This is a genomic window from Sphingobacterium alkalisoli, from assembly GCF_005049105.1.
Classification (GTDB): Bacteria; Bacteroidota; Bacteroidia; order Sphingobacteriales; family Sphingobacteriaceae; genus Sphingobacterium; species Sphingobacterium alkalisoli.
This window is the reverse complement of the sequence record NZ_SUKA01000008.1, coordinates 87,890-112,259: the sequence shown is the minus strand read 5'-3', so window position 1 is coordinate 112,259 and position 24,370 is coordinate 87,890. Positions and strand designations below refer to the sequence as shown.

The window sequence follows — 24,370 nt, the reverse complement described above, 5'->3', positions numbered from 1 at the left end:
TAAACCATATATATTGCATAACAATATAACACTTAAAAAATATTTTTTTCATTAAGTATTCGTGAATCCAAAGCATTTTATCTAAGTTTGAAGTACGTGTGGATACCTAAAAAAAGAGTATACTTATGATATTAGTAGCTGATAGTGGTTCGTCAAGCTCGGATTGGATGTTGAGTGTTCCAGACAGCAAACCCTTGCAGTTTAGAACTAAAGGTCTGAACCCTTTCTTTATGAGTGAAAAAGATATTGAAAAGGTGATGAAGGAAGTGCCTGAGATTATTCCCTATATTGAGGAGATACGGGAGGTGTATTTTTTTGGAGCGGGGTGTGTCACGCCCGATCGACGGGAAATCGTTTCGAATGCACTTACAAATTTATTTCCTCATGCTTTTATATCAGTAGAGAGCGATTTATTGGGAGCTGCATATGCTACCTGTGGACACAAGAAAGGTTATGTCTCTACAGTAGGTACCGGATCAGATATCAGTTTCTTTAACGGTGATAATCTATCGCTAAGTCATAATGGTAATGGATACGTACTCGGAGACGAAGGTTCAGGATCCTGGTTTGGGAAACAGTTGATAACGAGTTATCTGTATGAAAAAATGCCACGTGATCTAGCTAAGGTATTCGGGGAGAAATACAAATTGACCAAAGATATTGTTATTAAGAATGTATATCAAAAAGAGCGAGCTAATTCATATTTGGCTTCATTTGCGGAGTTTATGAATGAAAATAGATTACACCCCTTTATTGATAACCTACTAAGGAATGGATTTGACGAGTATGTCCGGACGAATATAATGAGTTATCCTAATTATTGGGAATACGAATGTAATTTTGTGGGACGGATAGCTTATCATTTTGATATGCACCTTCGCGAAGTATGCGAAGTACATGGTGTACGGGTCGGCAAGATTCTTAAGTCACCAATTGAAGAATTGTATGAATTTGTAATTCAGCGTGAGATGAATTACCAACAGATGTAATATAAAAAGAAAAATTATGCTTATCATGTCTTTAATCATGATGTTGAATATGGTCATTCCACCAACATCTATTTACGATTTTTCCTTTACTTCTATGGACGGGGAAAAAGTAAGCCTGTCAGATTTCAAAGGGAAGAAAATTCTAATAGTGAACACCGCTTCTAAGTGCGGTTTTACCAAGCAGTATAAAGAATTGCAGGAATTGCACACCCTTTACGGAGATAAGGTTGTTGTCATTGGCTTCCCCGCAAACAACTTCGGAAATCAGGAGGCGGGTACTAATATGGAAATTCAATCTTTTTGCGAGAAAAATTTTGGTGTTACTTTCGTTCTTTCGGAGAAAGTAGAGGTTAAGGGCAAAGATATAGACCCTTTATTTAAATATTTGAATGAGCAGGCTAATCCAGATTTTACAGGCGATATAAAATGGAACTTCGAAAAGTATCTAATTGATGAAAAGGGTAAATTGATACACCGGTATCGTTCGGCGGTGACACCACTTCACAAAGACATTGTTAGTAAATTGTGATATAAAAAAAGGAGCTTTTGAATTTTCAAAGCTCCTTTCTACTAACCAACAATAAACCTAATTTTTATGAAGTACCTTACCCTAAGTACCTTACAAAGGTAAGTGGCATTTTGGTTAAATTTTGTTATATAATATTAAGTTTCTGTTAAATAGATTTGACTAATTTGTAGTAGCAATATCTGCATCTTGGTTCATAGCTTTCTTTCTCGCCCAGTAAAACGATATCTTTATTTTCGTTAAAACGATACGAATAATTTGCGGGAGCGCCGCATTGCATACATACAGCATGAACTTTAATGACATGTTCTGCAATAGCGAGAAGATTCGGCATTGGTCCAAAGGGTCTTCCCTGGTAATCCATATCTAATCCTGCAACGATGACTCGAATACCCTTATTTGCTAGTTGAATACAGACATTTGGCAATTCGTCGTCGAAGAATTGAGCCTCGTCTATTCCAACTACTTCTGTGTCGCTACTCAGTAGTAATATCGCTGAAGAATGGTTGATAGGAGTGGAAGGAATACTGTTGCTATCGTGAGATACGACTTCTTTATCGGCATAACGGATATCCATGGACGGTTTGAAAATTTCAACTTTAAGTTTTGCAAATTGCGCTCTTCTCATCCGGCGTATCAATTCTTCTGTTTTTCCAGAAAACATAGAACCACAAATGACTTCAATACTCCCTACCTGTCTATTTCTATTGTTGAAATTGTGTTCCGAAAAAAGCATAATTTAAATGTAGATCAGAAACTGTTAACTTTCTATAAAACCTGTGATACTTCTGCACGAATATCGAAATTATATATTATTTTTGAGGTATCAGCGTGAGAGATATTTTTGAACTGCATCAGAATCAAGAGATTTTGTTAGGCGTATTCCCTCACCAAAATTAATGATTACATATAAATTTAATATATCTAATGGCAAAGTCAAAATCACAATTATTTACAAAAATTGACACTTTATTAGCAGAAATAAACTCGCAATATGCCGATATGAAAGCAGAAGTGAATCTAGACCCAGTAGAATTGGTTTTGCTTGCTGGTAAAATGAATTATTTGTGCGTCCATATCGATGCTTTAAGAAATTTGACAACTTTAGTCGTTGCGGTAGAAAGTGAGAATGAACCAGTAGATCAATCCACCGAGATCCCCAATTCAATTTTTACTCCGTTATCTGAATTGGAACATAAAGAATTGGATGGGCAAAAAGTAGTAGAAGAGATTGTAGAGGTTCCGCAAGAAGAACCTCTGTTTACTCAAACGGAAACTATTAATACAACTAATGATATCTCGGAACAGGAAGAAGCTGCTCAGGATGATTTTGAAGATGAAGTGATCGAAGAAGTGGTTGAAGTTCCGAAACGGGAAGAGCCTATTCTTGAACAAGCAACTGAACGGCCAGTATTTCTTATGGACGCTGATACTGTTAAAGAAAAGGAAGAGGAGGCTCCCATTGTCAATCAAATTGTGGAGGAGGAGAAATCGATGAAGTTTGAAGAGTCTTTTAAACCTACTCGCCCCCTTACTTTAAATGAAATGATTCAACAACAAAAACAAACGGGCACGAATTTTACACAGCAATTTCAGACTTCCGCATCAAGCGAACGCATCTTAGATTTGAAATCTGCTATAAGTCTGAATGATAAATTGTTGTTTATAAAAGATCTGTTCAATGGTTACAGCTTGGCATACAGTGAAGCAATAGAACTTCTAAATCGTTTTGACAATTTTTCCGAAGCGGACGCTTTTTTGCAGTCTAATTATGCGTTGAAGAACGGTTGGTCTGAAAAGCCACAAACTGTTGATAAATTATATGTCGTTCTTCGGAAGAAGTTTATAAACTAAAAAATAGGGTTTGGAAATTTTCCAAACCCTATTTTTTAGTTTATTTCAAATTTGACCCAGTCGATCCCATCTCTTCCGTAGAAAAAATATTTCGGTTGTAATATCTCGGCTAAAATTTCAGTATCGGAAAGGTAATTTATGTCGTCTTTGTCGAAATTCGAGCGATAAATAATATAGATTGTATTATCAGTAAAAGCCTTTGAGTCTCTAATCTCGGGTTTACGAAGTAATGATGGGAGTATGTTGTAAAGCGAATCGTCTTGCTGGATAATGATAATTTTATCGGCATTAGAATCTAGGTTGCTTATCAAGTTACCACCGGCTATTTTGACTTTTTCAGCTATAGTTGAGGAAGTGTATGGTTCAAAGTTTTTTTGCTGATCCAATAAAACGACATTTGAAAAACTTTCTATTGGAAGGAATTTTAACTTATGTACGATGATGTCGATTTCTTCTTCTAGACTAGCTGCTTCTTCCGGGTTAACAGACTTCAACTCTTCGATTAGTTTTTCGTATTTTGTCATGTTACAAAAGTAAGTAGGTCTTTTGTATTAACCTAATTCAAATCCTAATTTTGAGCTACGATAGCGATTTCGTAACTTGGCCTAAATACTAATAGATGAAAAACTATGTTCGATAAATTATTTCAAGCTCAACAAAAGGCAGAAGAAATCAAAGCTAGATTGAATAATATTGCTGTGTCTGGAGAGGCAGAAGGAGGGAAGATACGAGTCGTTGCTACAGCGAATAAAGAGATTAAAGAGGTAAGCATCAGTGATGAAATTTTTCAGGATGGAGATAAGGAACAAATTGAGGAATTACTAATTGTTGCGCTAAATAAAGCGTTGGCACAAGCTGAGAATGTAAGCCAAACAGAAATGCAAGCAGCTACACAAGATATGCTTGGAGGTTTGGGTAATTTGTTTAACAAAGGCTAGCGAAAATTCTTGGATATATTAAATAATAATCAAATGGCGGATCAAATTTCGATAACATATTATGGGCAATCGTGTGTGGAGTTTAATTTTAACGGTACCAAGGTGCTGTTAGATCCATTTATTACCTATAATACTTTAGCTAAGAATATTGATGTCAGTTCAATACATCCCGAGTATATATTTCTTTCACATGGGCATCAGGATCATGTTGCAGACATGGAACTTATTCAAAAGAACAGCAACGCCACCGTAGTTGCTATTGTTGAAACGGCTGAATGGGTAAGAAAGCAAGGTGTAGCGCCCGAAAAAGTTGTCGAATTTAATTTCGGTGGCACATTAACATTGCCGTTTGGGAAGGTGAAAATGGTGTATGCACTCCATACCAACTCCACTCCAGATGGAAACTATGGTGGGTTTCCTTGTGGTTATGTCTTTTTTATAGGAGATAGAAGAATTTACTTTGCCGGGGATACTGCATTGACATTAGAGATGAAATTGTTGAGTGATTTACATTTAGATTGGGCTTTTTTACCTATTGGTGGACATTACACCATGGATATGATTGATGCGGTAAAGGCTGCCGAGTTTGTAAATTGTAAAAACATCGTAGGTATACATTATGATACTTTTCCTCCTATTGCTATAAATAAAAAAGAAGCTACAACATTATTTCAGAAATCTGGATTGCGGTTAGAACTTCCCCCTATAGGAGGGAAGCTAATCTTATAAAATTTTTCTAAAAACAAAAACCACATCTTAAAAATGTGGCTTTTGTTTTTAGCTTTTCTCAACAGCTCTTTCGATATGAAATTTAACCAGATCGTCTATTGGAGAACGAATAATTTTCCCAACTTTCATCCCATACTGGGTCGCCTTATATTCTAGTACGTTGCGAAAATTATAAGCAACAGAGCCGATACAGTTGAAGGTGTATTCTTGATAATTAGGATATTTGCTTACCAAATTGGCGAAAAAAGCTTCAAACGCATCATCTACGATTTTGCGTGTGTATTCAATGTTTACATTATTATCGTACACAAATTTACTAAAACTTGCACAGAAGCGATTTGCTAACGGTTTCGTATATACATTATCAATAATTTCATCAGGAGTAAGTTGATAAGTCTCGAAAAATACCTTTGAAACATCCGCTGGCATTAAGCCACGAACAAAATCTGTCAACAATTTCTTTCCGATATAGCAGCCACTCCCTTCGTCGCCTAGTATGTAAGCTGCTGAATTAATGTTAAACGTAATTTCATCGCCATCATAAATACAGGTGTTCGTACCTGTACCCAAAATTGCGGCAAAACCGGCTTGATTGCCCAATAAAGCACGTGCAGCAGCAAGAAGGTCATGTCCTATTTCAACTTTTGCATTTAGGAATAGTGCTTCAATAGCGTCGGCTACGATTTTGGCTTTTTCTTCATTATGAACTCCTGCTCCGTAATAATTTACTTCTTTTACTTTGTCGAGGGGCAAATCATTCGGAAGTCCTTTTTTCAAAGAATTAAGAATGTATTCGCTATCGACAAAATAAGGATTGTAACCTTCTGTATTAAAATAAATCTTTTTTTGATTATCATCTAATAGGCACCAATTGGTCTTGGTGGATCCGCCATCTGCAATAATTATCATTGTTGTTCGTTTAAAATTTTTTCAGTATTCAATGTTTATATGCTTTCCGAAGATACATTTTTCTAAACAAAAAACAACACATAACTTTAATTTAATTTTAACATGGGAATCCTTGTGGTGTAAAAATCGGCTTTATTCTGTGCTTAAAAGCCGATTTTTAAATTTTACTTCTTAGTGTATTTAGTACAATTAGTATGGGATTAATGACTAGCTGAAGCCTGAATATTATCCGTATCTATATTTTGTTTCTTTAAAAATTTTCTCGCTAAGAAAGCAAATAATATAATATAAACGAAGCCTAACAGCGGTAAGATATACGAATTATGAATGCCGATAATGTCTGCTAATTTTCCTTGAATAGGAGGAATGATACCACCTCCTAAAATCATCATTACCAAAAATGCTGATCCTTGCTCGGTATATTTTCCAATCCCTAAAATGGAAAGACTAAATATCGATCCCCACATAATAGAGCAGGCTAATCCGCCTGTTAGAAATGCGTATATTGCTGTAGTTCCAACAGAGAATAGTCCGATTAACATGGATAACAAACCAAGTGTCCCGAAAATTATTAGCGTACGGACGGGTTTTTCTTTACTGATAAAAAACGCAATAATTTGAATAATTACACAAGCAAGGAAGAAGTAAAGATGCGACATATCGAAGCCCGCCAGAGTGTTAACGCCAATTATTAATCCAAATGCAAGAAGAGGAACGATAACTAGCAGTACTTGCTTGGTCGATTTGGAAAAATCAAAAGCACTAATCGCACCTGCCCATCGACCTATCATCATACCCCCCCAATACATCGAAATATAGGGAGTTATCTCGGACGACTGGAGATTTCCAAATTCTTCTAATTTCAAAAGTTCGCCCAAATTACTGCCAATAGCGACTTCCACGCCTACATAAATAAATAAAGCTAGCATACCTAAGACCAATTGTGGATATTTCATAGCGCCCCAGCCCTGAGGTTTTTTAGACGCCTTGCGATAAGCAAATATTAAACAGCCCACTACTACTACTAAGGCGCCTAGTAACCAAGACATTCTTTGTAATTCGAGTGGATGGCTTAGGTCTTTAATTTGATTCTGTAATTGTAAGATTGCATTTGCATCGGTTGTACTACCTAATTGCGCATTTAAAGCTTGAAGCTGGAAAGCGATATCACTTTTATAACTTAAGAATACCGGGACAAACATGAGTAGCAGGAGGATGGTCATGATGATCAGTGTATTTTTTGCTTTATCAGCTGATTCCATTGGCTCGTTGTTAATTCCGACAGGAACTTTTTTTGAGAAATGAAACAAGCCAGCAGCTAGTATAAAGAGCAATCCAACTCCGATATAAAGGTATATTACTTTGTTGAGGGGTAGACTAGCGATCTCTGTATCTGAAATGGTTTCGAACGTGCCAAATAAAGCAAAACCTATAACAAGAGGACCTATTGTTGTGCCAAATGAATTAACTGCTCCGCCTAGATTTACACGAGATGCGCCTGTTCTTGGATCTCCCAATAGCACGGCGAAGGGGTTTGCTGCAGTCTGTTGTAAAGAAAAGCCCAATGCAACGATAAATAGTCCAATAAGCATACCGATATACAAATTCACTTCTACCGCAATTATCATCGCACCCGCGCCTAGTGCGGAAAAAAGAAGACCGTAAACGATACTTTTTTTATAACCCCATTTGCCAACAATATCTTTTCCGGAGAAAGCGCTGAAGATAAAGAGCAATAGGGCTCCTATATAATAAGCGGTATAGAAAGCAAAGTCTATCAATTGTGATTGAAATTGATCTAGATGAAAGTAATTTTTACAAAATGGGATAAATATACTATTGCCGGCTGCAATGAATCCCCAAAAAAAGAATACAACAATTAAGGTGTATAATGCAGGGTAGTTGGTTTCTTTTAATTTATCGTTCATATATCGTGGTTTTATCGGGGGATAAACTTACGAACTTAATTTTGAGAATGAAATAACTTTCCTTAATTTATTTTATTGCTAAATCAATTTATTAAAATATAAACGATCAATATGCATTTTTTTTTAAAACTTTTTTATTTTTTTTTTTGTTTTTACAATAGTTATGTTTTTCTTTGTGCATTCTCAAATTTGTTCTAGTTCAGAAATAAGAAACTACTTGTTTTTTCGTTTTGAATTAAAAAGCTTAGAAAAAAGATCTCTGAGATTGTCTAGAATAAGTTTCAAAACAATAAAATCCAAAAACTCATAAATATCATTAATGGATATCACCGAATTGAATTCTAAACTCGTGTCAGAATTACGCGAGATAGCTAAGGTCTTGGGAATCGCAGATGCAGATAAACTTCGTAAACAAGAACTTATCGACAAAATCTCTGATATAGCAAAACAACCTGTTGACGAAAAAAGTGCAACAACTGAACCAGTTCTCGTAGACGAGGAGTCTGAAGATAGACCTAGACGTAGAACAAGAACGTTAAAAACGGATCCCGTTCCCGTGACGAAACGTACAAAATCGGACATTGATAACGAGCCGACCTTATTTCCTTCAGATAATCCAAAATCTGAAGAACAGTATATTCCTGTATCATCAAATGTTGTAGAAACAAAAAAAGCAGAGGCTTCTTCAGCGTCAAACACTGATTTCGACAATGTTATTGTGAATGAAGGTGTATTGGAAATTATGCCTGATGGTTATGGATTCCTGCGCTCGTCAGACTATAATTATTTGACTTCGCCCGATGATATTTATGTGTCTCAATCACAAATTAAACTTTTTGGATTAAAAACAGGGGATAATGTAAGAGGTAGTATTCGTCCTCCTAAAGAGGGTGAAAAATATTTTCCGTTAGTACGTATTGAATCTATCAACGGACAAAACCCTGCAGAAGTACGAGATCGTGTTCCTTTTGACTTCTTGACCCCATTATTTCCTGATGAAAAATTGAATTTGGATTTAGGGTCAAACAACTACTCCACACGTATCATGGATTTGTTTACACCTATTGGTAAAGGCCAACGCGGATTAATCGTTGCACAACCGAAAACAGGTAAAACTAATTTATTGAAAGAAGTAGCTAATGCAATTGCAAAAAATCACCCAGAAGTTTACCTGATTATTCTTTTAATTGATGAACGCCCAGAAGAGGTGACAGATATGGCACGTAACGTACGTGCAGAAGTCGTTTCTTCTACATTTGATGAACCTGCTGAAAGACATGTTAAAATTGCTAACATCGTTTTAGAAAAAGCGAAACGTATGGTCGAATGTGGACATGATGTAGTCGTTTTATTGGATTCTATCACCCGTTTGGCGCGTGCTTACAATACGGTAGCTCCAGCATCAGGTAAGATATTGTCAGGTGGTGTGGATGCAAATGCGCTACATAAACCAAAACGTTTCTTCGGTGCAGCCCGTAATATCGAAAATGGCGGTTCATTAACTATTTTGGCGACAGCGTTGACGGAAACAGGGTCAAAAATGGATGATGTAATCTTTGAAGAGTTCAAAGGTACGGGTAATATGGAATTGCAATTGGATCGTAAATTATCTAACAAACGTATCTTCCCGGCTATCGATCTGACTGCTTCAAGTACACGTCGCGATGACCTATTAATGGACAAAGACGCTTTGCAAAGACTGTGGGTGCTTAGAAACCATCTATCAGATATGAATTCTACGGAAGCAATGGAGTTTTTGTTGCAGCAAATGCGTGGAACAAGATCCAACGAAGAGTTTTTAATAAGTATGAATGGATAATTCCGTGAATTATTGATATTTTTAAGCCATCTAATTTTAGATGGCTTTTTTAATTTTAGTCGATGAAGAAATATATACCAAATACCATTACATGTTTGAATTTATTTAGCGGGTGTATCGGTATCCTCTTTGTTTTAAAAGGGGATTTCGTAGGAGCTTTCTTCTGTGTGCTGGCTTCTGGTATTTTTGACTTCTTTGATGGTATGGTAGCAAGATTACTACATGTGAAGTCATTAATAGGTAAAGAGCTGGATTCGTTGGCCGATGTGATAAGTTTTGGATTTCTCCCCGGTGCAGTCATGTTTAAATTGTTAGAAAATATCGCCGCAAACGATTATATTCCGCATTTAGGTTTTATTGTAACCATATTTTCGGCGCTACGCTTAGCGAAATTTAATATTGACGCACGTCAGAGTTCTGATTTTATCGGTGTAAATACACCGATGAATACATTTCTAATCATTTCGCTTCCCTTTATAGGCTCGCAATACCCGCCTATTTTACAAAATATATACGTGCTGTTGGCAATCATATTGATATGTAGTTATTTGCTTGTTTGCGAGTTAAAGCTGTTTTCGATGAAGCTTTCTTCCTTAGCCTGGACGGAAAATAAATTCAAATACCTCTTTCTTATTGCATCTGTTGTATTAGTTTTGATAGTTAAGGTATTGGCCGTACCTATTATATTTGTCCTATATATCATTTTTTCTATCTTGCATTTCGCTAGAAGATAGTACACCTAATAAAATGTAACATTCTAGTTGCTTTGAGTCTTGTTTTTTAATTGTTATTTTGACATATAAAAACAAAGTCCTATCTTAGAGATAAGATAACCAAAATAAACCATGAAAATTGTTGTTTTATTTATTCTTGGGCTTATTCAGATGAAAGTTCTTAATCAGGGGCATAATACTGTAAGCCGAATGACTTATAAGGGATATGATGTACGTAGCTTTTATTTTGCGATATCAGAGAAGAAATCAATATTTTAATCAACTACTAGAACTAATTATGAAAAACATTTGTCTATTTTTAATCATGGTGCTGGCGCTACGGGCCGCATATTCAAAAACTATTGCTGAACCCGATTCTGCGCTGTTATTTGCATATGCGACAACGAAAAATAACAATAAGAATGGTCTACATTACGCATGGACTATCGATGAAAAGAAGTGGCATCTCGTCGGACCTGAGCATAGTTTTGTGCGCTCTGATTACGGAACCTGGGGCGCCCAAAAGAGAATGATAGCTCCTGTTGTCATCAGGGGTGTCGATAATAGGTGGCATGCTATCTGGCAACTTAATGAACAGGACGGGGTTTTCGCATATGCATCTTCTGACGATTTGATTTTTTGGAACAGACAATCTTATCCTCAGGTTCTAGTAGGCGACAATGTATCGAAACCCGAAATAAACTGGGACGAGACAAGTAATCAGTATGTCATTTCCTGCTTCAGTCCAAAAAGTAAAAAGAATTTCCGTGCCGTAACCAAAGATTTGAAAAATTATGAACATGTGAGCGAGTTGGAGGGCAGTTCATATGGAAAACAGCGTGTGAAGGTTCATTTAAATGGAGCACAAGAAGAAGGTACACTGCATAAAGTAGCCTGGGAAGTCATAGATAAGATAATCAATGCTCAAAAATTAGAAATTTATAAATCTCAATTGCATAACGAACGTGCAGAAGAAGATGTAATTCGATTTGCAGATTTAAAGCCCGTTAAAGCAAATTTTTCAATCGAGCTCAATCACCAAAAGAGAATAAGTGATCACTTGTTGGGGATTTTTTTTGAAGATATTAATTACGCAGCAGATGGAGGTCTGTATGCGGAACTTATACAAAATAGAGGGTTTGAGTACCATCCCCATGATAAAAAAGGTTCGGATCCCAACTGGAATAGTTTCAAATCTTGGAAATTAGAAGGGAAAGGGATTACTCATAAAATAGATACCGTAAACCCAATCCATATAAATAACAGAAACTACATCACTCTTTTTGTAACAGCAGAAGGTGGGGCGCTATTGAATGAGGGCTTTGATGGTATAGTCGTTCGGAATGGACAGAAATATGATTTTTCAGTATTCGCAAAAAAAGTCGAAGGTAATATCAATGGCTTTGTGGTAGAATTACTCGACGACGATGGTAAAATAATTGCCCAGCAGACGGTGAATTCATTCAACAAAAAGTGGCAAAAAAAATCGTTGGTATTAATGGCTAACGGAAGTGCTAAGAAGGGAATATTAAGAATAACACCCCAAGGTCGGGGAGAAATAGCATTGGATATGGTTTCATTATTTCCTCAAGAGACATTTAAAAATAGAAAAAATGGTCTGAGGAAAGATCTGGCCGAGACCATTGCAGCCATGCACCCTCGATTTGTTCGCTTTCCGGGAGGGTGTGTAGCCCATGGGGACGGCATCCACAATATATATAATTGGAAGAATACGATAGGTAAACTGGAAGAACGTAAGCCACAGCGCAATCTTTGGGGTTATCATCAATCTGTAGGGTTAGGATATTATGAATATTTCCAATTTTGTGAAGATTTAGGAGCGGCTCCCCTACCTGTAATTGCTGCAGGTGTACCGTGTCAGAATTCTTCCGATGGTGGAGCAGGCCAGCAATGTGGTATTCCATTACATGAAATGGATAACTATATCCAGGATATTTTAGACCTGATCGAATATGCCAATGGCGATAGAAATACGTATTGGGGTAAAAAAAGAGCGGCCGCAGGTCATCCTGAGCCTTTCAATTTGAAATATTTAGGTATTGGAAATGAAGATTTGATTACAGATATTTTTGAAGAACGTTTTACTTTAATTTTTAATGCCATTAAAGATAAATATCCTGAAATAGTTGTTATAGGTACAGCAGGGCCGTTCAATGAAGGTACAGATTATGTCGAAGGCTGGAAAATCGCTGATAAACTGAATGTACCAATGATGGATGAGCATTATTACCAAACACCTGGATGGTTTATTTATAATCAAGATTTTTACGACCGATACGATAGAAATAAATCCAAAGTTTATCTCGGAGAGTATGCTGCCCATTTGCCAGGAAGACCAAACAATTTAGAAACTGCATTGGCAGAAGCTATTCACCTGACAGCCTTAGAGCGAAATGGGGATATTGTAGAAATGACTTCGTATGCTCCTTTGTTAGCGAAAGAAGGATTTACACAATGGAACCCGGATCTTATTTATTTCAATAACGAGGAGGTAAAACCTACAGTGGGCTACGAAGTACAAAAGTTGTTTGGTGAAAATGTAGGTACACATTATGTCAATAGTACAAATCGCGTACAATCAACTGATTCGAAGGTTACAAATCGTATCGCAACCTCAGTGGTTTGGAATGAGAACCGCAGTGAGCTAATTCTAAAAATGGTTAACATGTTACCTGTCGCGACGGATATTGAAGTAGATGCCGGTCATTTCGCATTGTTTGGTGCTGAGGTGGAGAAAATCGAACTAAGTGATATTCCGAGTTCGAAGACGGCTAGGCCAGTTAAATCTTTTATGGATTTAAAAGATTTAAATCAGTTGAGGTTGCCGCCCTATTCCTTAACCATATTTAAATTAATAAAAAAATGAAACTAGTACAAATTATCTATACTGTTATCCTTTATCTGATGCTGGATGGTGCAAGTGCACAAGTGCATTATTTTGATAATTCGGAAGTGAAATTGCTGCAAAGTCCGTTTTTGGTTGCTCAGAACTTAAACAAGAAGTACATTCTTGACATGGACCCGGATCGCCTATTATCTCCATTTCTAAAAGAGGCGGGGCTGGAGACAAAAAAAGAGCAATATACAAATTGGGAAAATACAGGGTTGGACGGACATATCGGTGGCCATTATTTGTCCGCCTTGTCATTGTTATATGCAACTGACAAAGATGTGCTCGTAAAAGAGCGTTTGGATTATATGTTACGTGTATTAGAAACCGTACAAAAGAAAAATGGTAATGGTTATCTAGGGGGAGTGCCACAAGGTATGAAAATGTGGGATGAAATAAAAAGAGGGGAAATTAAAGCCGGAAATTTTGATTTGAACGGGAAATGGGTTCCCTTATATAATATCCACAAAACTTACGCTGGATTGCGGGATGCATATTTGTACACCGGATCGGAGTTGGCAAAAGAGATGTTAGTGAATTTCGCCGACTGGATGATAGGAGAAGTCTCTGCGCTTTCAGATCAGCAGATTCAAGATATATTGGTTAGTGAGCATGGTGGACTTAATGAGGTGTTTGCAGATGTGTATGATTTCACAAAGAATGTAAAATATTTGAAATTGTCAAAGCAATTTTCTCATCAATCTATTTTGAAACCGCTTTTAGAAAGTGTAGACAAGTTGACTGGTTTACACGCGAATACGCAAATTCCAAAAGTTATAGGTTACAAGCGCATTGCTGATTTGGATCAAAACGACTCGTGGGATCGTGCTTCAGAATTTTTTTGGGATAAAGTTACGACAGAACGTAGTGTAGTAATAGGAGGGAATTCAGCCGGTGAGCATTTTCATCCAACTACGGATTTTTCTAAAATGATAGAGAGTGTAGAGGGGCCCGAAACTTGCAATACATACAATATGATGAGATTGAGCAAAATGCTCTTTCAGACTCATCCCCAATCTAAATACCTCGAATTTTATGAACGAGCGGTCTATAATCATATTCTTTCGACTCAAAATCCAACAACGGGAGGGTTAGTTTATTTTACACAGATGAGACCAGGGCATTATCGTGTATATTCTCAACCGCACACAAGCATGTGGTGTTGTGTAGGATCGGGTATTGAAAATCATTCGAAATATGGCGAAATGATCTATGCGTATGATAAACATAGTTTCTACGTCAATCTGTTTATTCCTTCGCAGGTAAGTTGGAAAGAAAAGGATCTTGTTGTCAAACAAACAAATAAATTCCCTTATCAAAACTTTTCGGAGTTGACACTTAATTTGACTAAATCCCAGAAAATTGCTTTAAAGGTACGTAAGCCAACCTGGTCAAATGCTAATAAATTCTATTTAAATGGTAAGCAAATTAAGGGGGTTAAAATTTTAAACGGTTATTACGAATTGAATAGAAAATGGAGGGATGGAGATAAGATTCGTGTAGAGTTTGATATGAAAATCACTGTTGAACAATTACCGGATAAGTCCGACTATTATGCATTTTTATATGGTCCGGTAGTATTATCCGCCAGAATAGACGGACCTCCTCTTTCCGGACTATATGCGGATGATAGTAGAGGGGGGCATGTGGCTCGAGGCGAAAAAATGGATCTATCCGAAATTCCTTTTTTATATGGAGGTCGAGCTAATATAAAGAACCTAGTTACAAGGAAAAATGGTGATGATATACATTTTTCTTTAAATGTTAAAGATAAAGGGGGGCAAATTGCGGAGTATACTTTAGAACCTTTTTATCAGCTACATAATAGTCGATATATACTTTATTGGCCGTATGAAAATGCCAATGAACGATTTTCTCAGAATGAAGAATTGGATAATAAGAGTATAGACCGAGTCATATGCGGGCAACAACAACCCGAATCCGATCATTTTGTCAAAATGAGTCAATCAACTGCAGGTTATGACGACGATAGGCATTGGAGAAATACAACAGATTTTTTTGAGTATACTTTTCCATATTATCAAAACGCACGGATATTAAGAATCGAGCTTGATAACTCTGTTGCTGCTCAGCAAGTAGAGATAAATATTAATGACAAACCCGTCATGGTTTTTAAATCATCGGGTCGATCTGCTGTTGAGCTTGTTGAAATACCTTTATCTGATCGCTTGAACGAAAGTAAGCCATTTACAGTCAGGTTCAAAGCTGTAGACAAACAAGCGACAGCGAAAATTTTTGAATTAAGGCTGTTAAAATAAGAATGGCTTCGCTTGAAACGCATCCAAAAGGAGAAGACCTGTCTGGTAGGTTTTCTCCTTTTTTAATAGATTCTTGATTTACCAGCGCTCTGGTGCATTACGATTGACGAATGTAATCCTATGTACCGATTATAGTGTTAACGAATTCTTGTTCGTTAATGGGCTTATTAAGGACTCCGTCAAATGTATATTCAGCGTTATCGATTTTACGGTCTTCCAATAACATTTTTTCCGAAGTTAGTGCAAAAACTTTGATGTGCTGGAAGCGGTCAGTATCTCTAATATTTTTGAGAATATCCCAACCGTTTATTTCGGGCATTAGGAGGTCTGTAAGTACAATGTCGACATCGTTGTCTCGTAGAAAATCTAATGCATCTTGTCCCTCTTCGAAGGTATACACGTGCCGTTTTTCACCAAAGAGCTGTTTTATAAAAAGCAAATTAATGCGACTATCATCAATTACAACAATGCGTAGATCGTCTGGTAAATCTGCAATTGCTAGCGGTTTGGATGGCGCTTCAACAAGATTTTTTTTCTCAATTGGTACCAATAATGTAAATGTAGACCCCACTCCAAATTTACTTTTAAACGAAATATTACCGTTTAATTGTTCGCTTAAAAGTTTGGAGATATACAATCCTAATCCAAATCCACTAACGTTGTTTTTTGTATCTGTGACGTAATATTTCCGAAATATGTGATCTCTATTTTCATCGGATATTCCTATTCCGCTGTCCCTAACTTCGATGAGTAAGTTTTGTTTGTCTTTATGTTTTTCTATTCGAGCAGAGAAATTGACCGAACCTTTCTTAGTATACTTTATCGCATTCCCGGTCAGATTTGATGCAATCTGTTTTATCCGTAATGCATTGCCATATATCTGTATTTTGGGGTCAAAATCAATATGATATGTAAAGAGAAGACCTTTCGCTTCTGCATGGTACGTGTGCAGTTTTATAACGTCAATTAAAAGCTGATAGGGCGAGAAATATTCATTGATAACATTTAACGATCCGTTTTCCAATTTGGTTAAGCTTAGAATATCATTTATCGTACTATTGATAACCATCAATTCGTAATTAGCTGAAAGGACAAGTTTTTGATCATCTGCGTTAAGTCCTTTACTACTTTTTATGATATCGACCACTCCTAACAGTGCATTGATTGGGGTTCGTATCTCATGGCTTATCGTCGCAAGTACACTCGTTTTTTCTTCAGCAATCTTATCTGCATACTCTTTTTCATTCTGTATTTTTCGTTCGTATGTTGCTGCGTTATGCTGATAATAGATAATAAACAAAATCATCAAAAGCATAATTGTCAAAGCTATCGCTAATTGTAGACCAAACTGTTGAGTGTTTTTTTGGTATTGAATAAAGTCAAGTTCTTCTGCTTTTCTTCGTAATTCCAGTTCATGCCGTTTTAGACCATCTATTCCGGCTTTAAGATTGTTTAACAAGTGGTAGTTTGAGAAAACTAGTATCCGTTCTGTTTCTTGTAATTTTAAGAAGGCACTCTGCAGATTTTTGATGTTGCTATTAGATGTTCTCTCCTGTTGAATTACGAAACTTTCAATATTGCGTTGTATTACATCGATTTGGTTTATATTGAAATTATGTTTAGATATGTTAGATACTAAAGTATCGTTTTTGGAGTTAAATATCCGGTTAAACAGGCTTTTTTTCTTATTAATGACTGTATCCTGATAGGTCAAAAGATAACTTGTATCCTTTAGGATTTGACTTACGACTTGATCTGTTGAGATTGTGCTTTTGCGAGGTTGATAAGGAATAGTTGATTCAGATAATACGGGTAAAGAGTCTCTGGCAAGTAAAATGAGATGATCTACATTTTTTTTTAGATTGGCATATTCCATAGCAAGGTTGTCCTTTGTAGCAATTACCGAGGCACTATTGTCGAATAAATTCTCTGCTATAGGAAGAGACGATAGTGAATCGACATAATACTTAATCGTATCGAGCTTATGTCTATAAGCTTCGTAATTCTCCTTTGTGAAATCTATGGTATATAGTCTGAAAAGGTTGTCGGCCTCACTATAAGTAGAGAAAAGCATATATAAGCCATCGGAAGGGGTTTGCCCTACAGCGTATGCTGCACCTAGTCTTTTGTCGACAAGCTTATATTGACTGTATTGATATACGAAGATAGCACTGAGAAAAAGAAACGAAAGTATAAGGCTATAAATAAGGAGGCTTCGTAGCCGAGCAGTCTTTTTAGAAGGAATCGACATAGTTGTGAATTTGCTTTCAAAGATAGGTATTATATCTCTTAATATTTGCGTGAAGCGAAATTGAAACTCGTATCTATATATGAGATTGATATCTTCCACTACACCAGATGCTCGAGATACATTGATACGGCGGTAGGATCTCCTCTACACAAATTTGCTTAGAAAAGGAAATTTCTTATGTTCCAAGACAAAGAATATTTTATCTTTTTGGTTCTGATCATCCAAACTGTGGAGACTTTTCTTGTATAATACACTTTATTCGATCTACCCAGTTTTTAAGTATAGCAGCTAGCTCATATTTCTCCTCTTTAGCTAATTGAAGCATAATCAGATTGAGTGTTACATACATTTGATGGTAATCTGGGAAGTGCCCGTACAAGTCTCTGAAGTCATTTACGATTTCGAGAAGATGACAGTGGATATCATATTTTATAAAATTCTCTTGATGTGATATTTCAGCATCGATCCATTCGTATTCACACATAAAACCCGTTTGAATATGCTTATCGCAGGCTTTATTGTAGTTTATCCGAGATTCAATGAGTTCATTACGGATAACATCTTTTGTATTTATCAATTCTTCATAAACGGCGGATAATCTTTCTTGTATCTCAGCCTCAGTAGATATAATTGCCATATTATAACTTGTTTATTGAGGGATTTACTATTTGTTGTAATTATTATAACGTCTTCAACTATTTTTTGTTTTATTTTTTTTAAATAACATATTGATAGTAAGAATATTATCACTGGGTAGGCTTTTGAGTATCCGCTAGTAGCTATAGCCAAAACTAAATGTAGGTACTATTCGCGCTGTCGCCGTTTTATCATTAATATAAGTCAGTCGAGAGCTAAATGTAAATAGGGGCAAAGGGTACTTAAAAGCATTGAAGTCAAATGAAAGGCCTGCTCCAGCCGTCTTGGGCGATAAATCTGATTCTGATAGGTTTTGATAATCGGCGGAAATAATTCCTCTAATTCTTTTTAAATAAGCCATATTGCCGATAGACCAGTCGGGATAGACGATTGGCAGTCGGTAGTCAAATAGCAATGTGTTTTTTACCGCTGGCGATAGGAAATTAGCAAACCCATTCACAAGTGGGATATCATTTGAATATAAATACCTTCCAGCAGATTCTTGCATAGAATAGCGTAGCTGTAGACTGTGGTTTAACAGGATTCCCGGAAAATAAAAATTAGTACGGAGCGACCAAATGTCTCCTCTCAACTCGTTTTCAAAGGGGAGATGACGATAAGTAAAACTAAAGTTTTGTCCCCATCGGGGAAGGATATCCATGGTAGCTCTTAAACTGTTTTTGTTGAAATAGAGCTGGTAATTCAGTGGGAAACTGATGACATCATTGAAGTTGGTTAACGTACTCAGGCTAAGGTTATATCTTTTTTGATAAGAAGTTCCCATGTTGATGCCGTAGCTATATACTTTATTTCCCCTATAGATACTAAAGGGGAGCTGGATATCTGCCGCAAGATAATGTTCACGATAATCAAAATTAATAATTGAATCTCGGTTACCATTACGGGTAGCCTGGCCCAATTGTCCTCTATTCTTATAAGAAAGAGACACCTTGGGGAAATAGCGTTGATAACTTAATTCCGCTGAATAGGTGCTTTTTTGGATTTCAGTGTCGTATTCATAACCAAGTTTTGCTGCGGTGGTATTCAGTATATCATTCGAAATCCAAAATATTCCGGGTTTTAAATTATCAAAACTTTCGAAATCATTGCCACTTAATGTAATGCTATGAAAGTTAAAACTGTTTTTTGTGACATTGTAATTTTGTATCGGGTAGTCTTTAGCTGGCAAGAGAGGCTCGTAGGAGGTATTGTTTTGGCGGGGATACAGCGTTTGGACCATTGGAGGAGTGGTTCGTTTTTCATTATTTTTTATTAGCGGCTGTATGTTTACTTTATAACCATTGGTTGTATAGGTGTTGTAATAGAGGGTATCATTACTTGCGAATGGATTAAACGCGCCAAATTGACTGTCCGTCAGCTGCGAAATATCTCCGTTCTCTAATAGGTAGATATCATCCTTTTCGTTAAAATTGGCTTTAAAAACGATATGTTCTCCAATATAAATAGGTCGTTCCAGTTGAAAATTAGACCAGTCTAGTAGGTACTGTATTTCTTTTTTACTTCTATTTATCTCAATAAGGTTCGTGCCTTTCTCATTCACCGCTATAGCAATGAGTTTAGTGCCCGTCGCATGAAACTGTGGTTGCTGAATGTGGGTGCCCGTCGGCATGGTGATCGAATCCAGTTTAGCTCCGTTTTTACTGTCCAGAAAAACAACTTGGGCACGGTTTGCTAAACTCACTTCTATAACGGCTATTTCGTTCAAATCTGTTGAAAGTACAGGAGAATAATAGCGTGTGTTGTGGGTAAGATGACGTGTTTTTCCGGTGTTGACATCGTATACATTAATGATATTATACGTTTGTTTTTCAAATCTAGGATCTTTTCTGTATTCATCCCATACAATCAAATGACCTTGAACATGAAAATAAGGCATTAATTGTTGACCGATCTGCACAACCTTTTTATAGAGTCGCTTTGTGTTTTTATTTTCGAAACGGACGATTTTTGGTGTTAATTGTCGACTATGCTGAAGTGCGTACACGGTGTTGTTTACCATTTGAGGAAGAAAATAATCCGTAGGAAATCGATCTGCTATTTCAAATGAACTTGGCGAATTTATATCGGTTGCTTTGTTCCACTTTTCGGTGAGATCATGTATAGTAGACTTAAAAAGCTGACTACTCTTTTGCGCGGAATATTTTTTTAAGCTACGTTCAAAGTTGAAAGGCCGAAGTAAATTTCCATTCATTTCTTCCAAAATTTTGCCATGTATTTCTGGGTCTTTTTCATAAAGAATGCTGTTCATAAAATATCCAATAGAATAATAACTCGGAACAATATCTTTGAAAGATCCATGCACATATTTGTTAAAATCAAATAATAAATCAGACTGGATATTTGCGCGGATCGGCATGTTCCAAGAAGTCAATCGTCCTCTCCCGCCATTTGAAAAAAGAGTCTCTTGAAGCACTGCATCACCTTCGAAAAACCAAGCGGGAAGATTAAGTCCAAAGAGGGCTAGTGCCAATTGTTCGAAAAAGGGTTTCTTTAAATTTCCTGTCAAGTTGTCAAATTGAGCGAAGTGCCTACTTTCATGAAGGGCTAAATTCGGGAGCCATTCCTGATTGTCAGCAATGGAAGAGGGGGTGCTGTAGAATTCCGATTTACGGGGAGCTAATTGAACAAACCCATTCTGTGAAATATGGTTTTGCTGTAATATAATGCTTATTTTTTTTGAAGGTCGATTCAATGTGGAGGCCGTCTGTTCAATAAATAATTCGAGTCTATTCGCAAGAGCAGGAGCAGTCGAAGAAAATTCTCCTGGGAAAATAAGCTGGAATTTATCGGTGTTTATCTGCTTCCATTTAACACGAAAGTGGGATTGCGAACCATCAAATAATTGAGAAAATGCTATTTGTGAATTTATTATTAATATAAATAGTGTTAATATTCTGATATAGTTTATTTTAATGTTATATTTAGAGGTCATATTGTTGTTTGCTAAAAATATTAGTTATAATATGCTTTTTTATATATTTTTTTAATTTAGTTAATGTTTATTATAATCTGATTATATGTGTATTACATGTATTGTATTGATAACATAAATATCGATTTTTTAGGTGTTAATTTTGCTTTTTACAAGCATATTTTTTTTGATAAACTATATAGTGTTTCGTCAAAACGAATGTACAATTTTTTATTAATATTTTTCATTTCATGGGCATTCTTTATACTGCATTCTTGTTTTACGATGTAATAGCTTCTGGAGATTAGTTTTTTTAAAAAATGTAAGATAGATTCTAAAAACGTGCTGAGGAGATAAACTGAAAAATAAAAAAAGAGACAGACATTGCTTTTTCTTTTGAGAAGTTGAAATTGGATTGTCGTATAGTTTTTTAATTCTCTATAGAACAGAAAGGGAATGGTCAGAACATTAGATATTGATACTGACAAAATGGCGTTAATTTGATTTTTTTTAACGAAGAATTGAGCATGTTTTTTTTAAATACTATTTGCAACTTAGGTAAAAAACATTATTTTTTTTCATTAAAATAAACGACTTTTGCTGCATAAAAATAATTAGCAGACCGATGTAAGATCACATTTTTTTGGAGGGCGTAAATGGAAGAATTAGAAATGCAAGTCGCGCAAGTTGAACAGCTGATTGAGGAAAATAATCAGGTTGGACTAGAGAATTTTCTTAATGAGTTGAATATCTCTGATGTCGAGGAATTGATTGATGAACTTCCGGAACATGGTGCCTTATTTCTCGAAACGCTTCATCTAAAAAGGGCTGTCAATGTTTTTAGAATTTTGGACTTTCCGACACAAGAGCGGATATTCAAAAAGCTTTCCGCCTCGAAGGTCAGAGAGATAATCAATGAAATGCCTCCTGATGACCGAACATCATTTTTCGGAGAGCTGAAAGGCGATGTCGTAAAGCGTCTGATCATCATGCTTTCGCCGGAAGAACGTAAAGAAGCTCTCTCTCTCTTGGGATACCCGGAAGACAGTGTAGGTCGTTTGATGACCCCTGATTATATCACTGTCAAAGCACACTGGACCATTTCCCGAATATTGGATCACATCCGCAGATATGGTAATGCCTCGGAAACGATAGACGTCTTATACGTTATCGATTCGGACGGTAAACTCATGGATGATATTCGGATAAAAGATATTCTGCTGGCAGAGCTCAATACCATGGTGGGCGACTTGATCGATAATCGTCTGATTTCTTTAAATGCAAATGATCCCCAAGAAGAGGCTGTCAATGTGTTCCGTATGAATAACAGGGTTGCACTACCAGTTATTGATGAGCAGGGGATCATGCTGGGAATTGTGACTATTGATGATATCCTTTGGGTGGCCAACGAAGAGTATACGGAGGATATGCAACGTTTTGGAGGGACGGAGGCGTTAGATGAGCCCTATCTGGATGTATCTGTTCTTCACCTCGTCAAAAAACGCGCAGGCTGGCTGGTTGTTCTTTTCTTAGGGCAATTGTTGACGGCAACAGTTATTGAGCATTTTGAGACGCAATTGATGAGCGCTGTGATGCTTTTCGCGTTAATGCCATTGATTATATCGAGTGGGGGTAATAGTGGTTCACAGGCGTCGACATTGATTATTCAAGCTATGGCATTGGGAGAGGTGTCGCTTACAGATTGGTGGCGTGTCATGAAAAGGGAAATTTTATCGGGTTTAGCACTTGGGCTTATTTTGGGGATACTGGGCTTTATAAGAATAGCCACTTGGCAATTTTTTACGGACCACTATGGTGAACATTGGGTTTTGATTGCTTTGGTTGTGAGTTTTTCATTAGTGTGTGTCGTATTATGGGGATCTTTAACAGGCTCGATGCTTCCCTTCATCTTACGGAAGATGGGAGCCGATCCGGCTAGCTCATCGGCTCCTTTTGTTTCGACCCTTGTTGACGTTACCGGACTGCTCATTTATTTCACTTTTGCTACCTTACTTTTATCGGGCGTTTTGCTTTAGAAATTATTCTTGTTGGCAATGAATGACTTGTGCAAAAAATAAAAAAAATATTTGGACAACTCCTTTAAACTTCCGATAATTGCATCACTGAAACGGAAATGATGTTTCGGAAATATAAAGAACCAGATTCCTGAATAGCTCAGCTGGTTAGAGCATCTGACTGTTAATCAGAGGGTCGCTGGTTCGAGCCCAGCTTCAGGAGCAACACAAAAAGGTTATTTTTCGTAAAGGAAAATGACCTTTTTTGTGTTTTAGCGCACTTAAGGGCTCCCCCCTCCAAGGGGTTGGGGGACATACCCTTCGCCTATTTAGGCATACTCTTCGTGCATTTAGACGTACTTCATTTCATTTAAGATGTACGTCATTTCGTACGAAGTGTATGCTTGGTGGCGTATGGCATACACTTCGCGTATTTGGATATAAGCTTCCTGCTTTTAGATGTACGTCATTTCGTACGAGGTGTATGCTTCGTGGCATATGACGTACACTTCGCGTATTTGGATATATGCTTCTTGCTTTTAGACGTACGTCATTTTGTATGAAGTATATGCTTCGTGGCATACGACGTACACTTGGTAGATTAAGAAATAGACTTCCTACTTTAAGACGTACGTCGTTTCGATTAAGGTGTGCGTCATTTCGTAGGAAGTGTATGCTTCATTGTATAGTATGTGCACTTCGCGAATTTAGACATACACTTCCTGTGTTTGGACGTACGTCATTTCGTATGAAGTATATGCTTCGGGACATATGACGTACACTTGGTAGATTTAGACATACACTTCCTGCGTTTGGACGTACGTCATTTCGTATGAAGTATATGCTTCGTGGCATAGGACGTGCACTTCGCGAATTTAGACATACACCCTCTGCTTTAAGACGTACGTCGTTTCGTGTAAGGTGTGTGTCATTCCGCGCGA

At 36.8% G+C, this 24,370-nt stretch carries 17 protein-coding genes and 1 tRNA gene; 11 read left to right on the top strand and 7 right to left on the bottom strand.

All coding sequences use genetic code 11. From position 1 onward, the window contains the following. The first annotated feature begins 125 nt into the window (after positions 1-125). Together FAZ19_RS20580 and FAZ19_RS20575 are read left to right on the top strand one after the other, a co-directional pair. The gene (locus FAZ19_RS20580) at positions 126-989 is read left to right on the top strand and encodes an N-acetylglucosamine kinase (protein ID WP_136822655.1); all 864 of its coding nucleotides are present in this window, start codon (positions 126-128) and stop codon (positions 987-989) included. A 16-nt stretch (positions 990-1,005) separates the two neighbouring features. Then, positions 1,006-1,518 (top strand): glutathione peroxidase, encoded by a 513-nt coding sequence (locus tag FAZ19_RS20575; protein ID WP_136822654.1) that lies wholly within the window; start codon positions 1,006-1,008, stop codon positions 1,516-1,518. A 145-nt stretch (positions 1,519-1,663) separates the two neighbouring features. Here FAZ19_RS20575 and FAZ19_RS20570 read toward each other — a convergent pair whose 3' ends face one another. Next, the gene (locus FAZ19_RS20570) at positions 1,664-2,251 is read right to left on the bottom strand and encodes a thymidine kinase (RefSeq protein ID WP_136822653.1); all 588 of its coding nucleotides are present in this window, start codon (positions 2,249-2,251) and stop codon (positions 1,664-1,666) included. Between the two features lie 191 nt (positions 2,252-2,442). Here FAZ19_RS20570 and FAZ19_RS20565 point away from each other — a divergent pair, with 191 nt between their 5' ends. Further along, positions 2,443-3,369: a hypothetical protein gene (locus FAZ19_RS20565; protein WP_136822652.1), complete on the top strand. Its 927-nt coding sequence runs from the start codon at positions 2,443-2,445 to the stop codon at positions 3,367-3,369. Between the two features lie 35 nt (positions 3,370-3,404). On the opposite strand, the gene FAZ19_RS20560 is transcribed toward FAZ19_RS20565, so the two are convergent. Continuing rightward, positions 3,405-3,893 (bottom strand): ABC transporter substrate-binding protein, encoded by a 489-nt coding sequence (locus tag FAZ19_RS20560; RefSeq protein WP_136822651.1) that lies wholly within the window; start codon positions 3,891-3,893, stop codon positions 3,405-3,407. Positions 3,894-3,998: 105 nt separating this feature from the next. On the opposite strand from FAZ19_RS20560, the gene FAZ19_RS20555 reads away from it, so the two are divergent. Both FAZ19_RS20555 and FAZ19_RS20550 read left to right on the top strand, forming a co-directional pair. Beyond that, positions 3,999-4,307, top strand: coding sequence for a YbaB/EbfC family nucleoid-associated protein (locus FAZ19_RS20555; protein ID WP_136822650.1), 309 nt, complete (start codon positions 3,999-4,001; stop codon positions 4,305-4,307). A gap of 33 nt (positions 4,308-4,340) precedes the next feature. Next, entirely contained in the window at positions 4,341-5,036 is a 696-nt protein-coding gene (locus FAZ19_RS20550) for a metal-dependent hydrolase (RefSeq protein WP_229707660.1), read from the top strand. A 48-nt stretch (positions 5,037-5,084) separates the two neighbouring features. Here FAZ19_RS20550 and FAZ19_RS20545 read toward each other — a convergent pair whose 3' ends face one another. After that, positions 5,085-5,945 carry an N-acetylglucosamine kinase gene (locus FAZ19_RS20545; RefSeq protein WP_136822649.1) on the bottom strand — a complete coding sequence of 287 codons (861 nt, stop codon included), beginning with the start codon at positions 5,943-5,945 and terminating at the stop codon, positions 5,085-5,087. Between the two features lie 200 nt (positions 5,946-6,145). Beyond that, positions 6,146-7,873, bottom strand: coding sequence for an MFS transporter (locus FAZ19_RS20540; RefSeq protein WP_136822648.1), 1,728 nt, complete (start codon positions 7,871-7,873; stop codon positions 6,146-6,148). A 319-nt stretch (positions 7,874-8,192) separates the two neighbouring features. Here FAZ19_RS20540 and rho point away from each other — a divergent pair, with 319 nt between their 5' ends. The 4 genes from rho (at position 8,193) to FAZ19_RS20520 (ending at position 15,595) form a co-directional block, all read left to right on the top strand. Next, positions 8,193-9,692 (top strand): transcription termination factor Rho, encoded by a 1,500-nt coding sequence (gene rho, locus FAZ19_RS20535; RefSeq protein ID WP_136822647.1) that lies wholly within the window; start codon positions 8,193-8,195, stop codon positions 9,690-9,692. A 62-nt stretch (positions 9,693-9,754) separates the two neighbouring features. Beyond that, positions 9,755-10,426, top strand: a complete 672-nt coding sequence (pssA, locus tag FAZ19_RS20530) for a CDP-diacylglycerol--serine O-phosphatidyltransferase (RefSeq protein ID WP_136822646.1) — start codon at positions 9,755-9,757, stop codon at positions 10,424-10,426. A 277-nt stretch (positions 10,427-10,703) separates the two neighbouring features. Continuing rightward, on the top strand, positions 10,704-13,292 hold the full coding sequence (locus FAZ19_RS20525; protein WP_136822645.1) for an alpha-L-arabinofuranosidase C-terminal domain-containing protein: 2,589 nt from the start codon (positions 10,704-10,706) through the stop codon (positions 13,290-13,292). Beyond that, the gene (locus FAZ19_RS20520) at positions 13,289-15,595 is read left to right on the top strand and encodes a glycoside hydrolase family 127 protein (RefSeq protein ID WP_136822644.1); all 2,307 of its coding nucleotides are present in this window, start codon (positions 13,289-13,291) and stop codon (positions 15,593-15,595) included. Before FAZ19_RS20525 ends, FAZ19_RS20520 begins: the two co-directional genes overlap by 4 nt. A 118-nt stretch (positions 15,596-15,713) precedes the next feature. Here FAZ19_RS20520 and FAZ19_RS20515 read toward each other — a convergent pair whose 3' ends face one another. From FAZ19_RS20515 to FAZ19_RS20505, 3 genes are all read right to left on the bottom strand, one after another. Beyond that, positions 15,714-17,846, bottom strand: coding sequence for an ATP-binding protein (locus FAZ19_RS20515; RefSeq protein ID WP_136822643.1), 2,133 nt, complete (start codon positions 17,844-17,846; stop codon positions 15,714-15,716). 217 nt (positions 17,847-18,063) lie between these two features. After that, positions 18,064-18,483: a hypothetical protein gene (locus FAZ19_RS20510; protein WP_136822642.1), complete on the bottom strand. Its 420-nt coding sequence runs from the start codon at positions 18,481-18,483 to the stop codon at positions 18,064-18,066. A 135-nt stretch (positions 18,484-18,618) separates the two neighbouring features. After that, entirely contained in the window at positions 18,619-21,435 is a 2,817-nt protein-coding gene (locus FAZ19_RS20505; RefSeq protein ID WP_136822641.1) for a hypothetical protein, read from the bottom strand. 635 nt (positions 21,436-22,070) lie between these two features. On the opposite strand from FAZ19_RS20505, the gene mgtE reads away from it, so the two are divergent. Then, positions 22,071-23,450 (top strand): magnesium transporter, encoded by a 1,380-nt coding sequence (mgtE, locus tag FAZ19_RS20500; protein ID WP_136822640.1) that lies wholly within the window; start codon positions 22,071-22,073, stop codon positions 23,448-23,450. Between the two features lie 128 nt (positions 23,451-23,578). Further along, positions 23,579-23,652: transfer RNA gene (locus FAZ19_RS20495), tRNA-Asn, on the top strand. Positions 23,653-24,370: the final 718 nt, after the last annotated feature.

What these genes read in the sequence shown, in the direction of transcription:
- FAZ19_RS20570 (WP_136822653.1), bottom strand. Translation starts at nt 2,251, where the DNA reads ATGCTTTTTTCGGAACACAATTTCAACAATAGAAATAGACAGGTAGGG.
- FAZ19_RS20580 (WP_136822655.1), top strand. Translation starts at nt 126, where the DNA reads ATGATATTAGTAGCTGATAGTGGTTCGTCAAGCTCGGATTGGATGTTG.
- FAZ19_RS20545 (WP_136822649.1), bottom strand. Translation starts at nt 5,945, where the DNA reads ATGATAATTATTGCAGATGGCGGATCCACCAAGACCAATTGGTGCCTA.
- rho (WP_136822647.1), top strand. Translation starts at nt 8,193, where the DNA reads ATGGATATCACCGAATTGAATTCTAAACTCGTGTCAGAATTACGCGAG.
- FAZ19_RS20550 (WP_229707660.1), top strand. Translation starts at nt 4,341, where the DNA reads ATGGCGGATCAAATTTCGATAACATATTATGGGCAATCGTGTGTGGAG.
- FAZ19_RS20555 (WP_136822650.1), top strand. Translation starts at nt 3,999, where the DNA reads ATGTTCGATAAATTATTTCAAGCTCAACAAAAGGCAGAAGAAATCAAA.
- FAZ19_RS20540 (WP_136822648.1), bottom strand. Translation starts at nt 7,873, where the DNA reads ATGAACGATAAATTAAAAGAAACCAACTACCCTGCATTATACACCTTA.
- FAZ19_RS20565 (WP_136822652.1), top strand. Translation starts at nt 2,443, where the DNA reads ATGGCAAAGTCAAAATCACAATTATTTACAAAAATTGACACTTTATTA.
- FAZ19_RS20575 (WP_136822654.1), top strand. Translation starts at nt 1,006, where the DNA reads ATGCTTATCATGTCTTTAATCATGATGTTGAATATGGTCATTCCACCA.
- FAZ19_RS20560 (WP_136822651.1), bottom strand. Translation starts at nt 3,893, where the DNA reads ATGACAAAATACGAAAAACTAATCGAAGAGTTGAAGTCTGTTAACCCG.
- FAZ19_RS20505 (WP_136822641.1), bottom strand. Translation starts at nt 21,435, where the DNA reads ATGACCTCTAAATATAACATTAAAATAAACTATATCAGAATATTAACA.
- FAZ19_RS20525 (WP_136822645.1), top strand. Translation starts at nt 10,704, where the DNA reads ATGAAAAACATTTGTCTATTTTTAATCATGGTGCTGGCGCTACGGGCC.
- FAZ19_RS20515 (WP_136822643.1), bottom strand. Translation starts at nt 17,846, where the DNA reads ATGTCGATTCCTTCTAAAAAGACTGCTCGGCTACGAAGCCTCCTTATT.
- pssA (WP_136822646.1), top strand. Translation starts at nt 9,755, where the DNA reads ATGAAGAAATATATACCAAATACCATTACATGTTTGAATTTATTTAGC.
- FAZ19_RS20510 (WP_136822642.1), bottom strand. Translation starts at nt 18,483, where the DNA reads ATGGCAATTATATCTACTGAGGCTGAGATACAAGAAAGATTATCCGCC.
- FAZ19_RS20520 (WP_136822644.1), top strand. Translation starts at nt 13,289, where the DNA reads ATGAAACTAGTACAAATTATCTATACTGTTATCCTTTATCTGATGCTG.
- mgtE (WP_136822640.1), top strand. Translation starts at nt 22,071, where the DNA reads ATGGAAGAATTAGAAATGCAAGTCGCGCAAGTTGAACAGCTGATTGAG.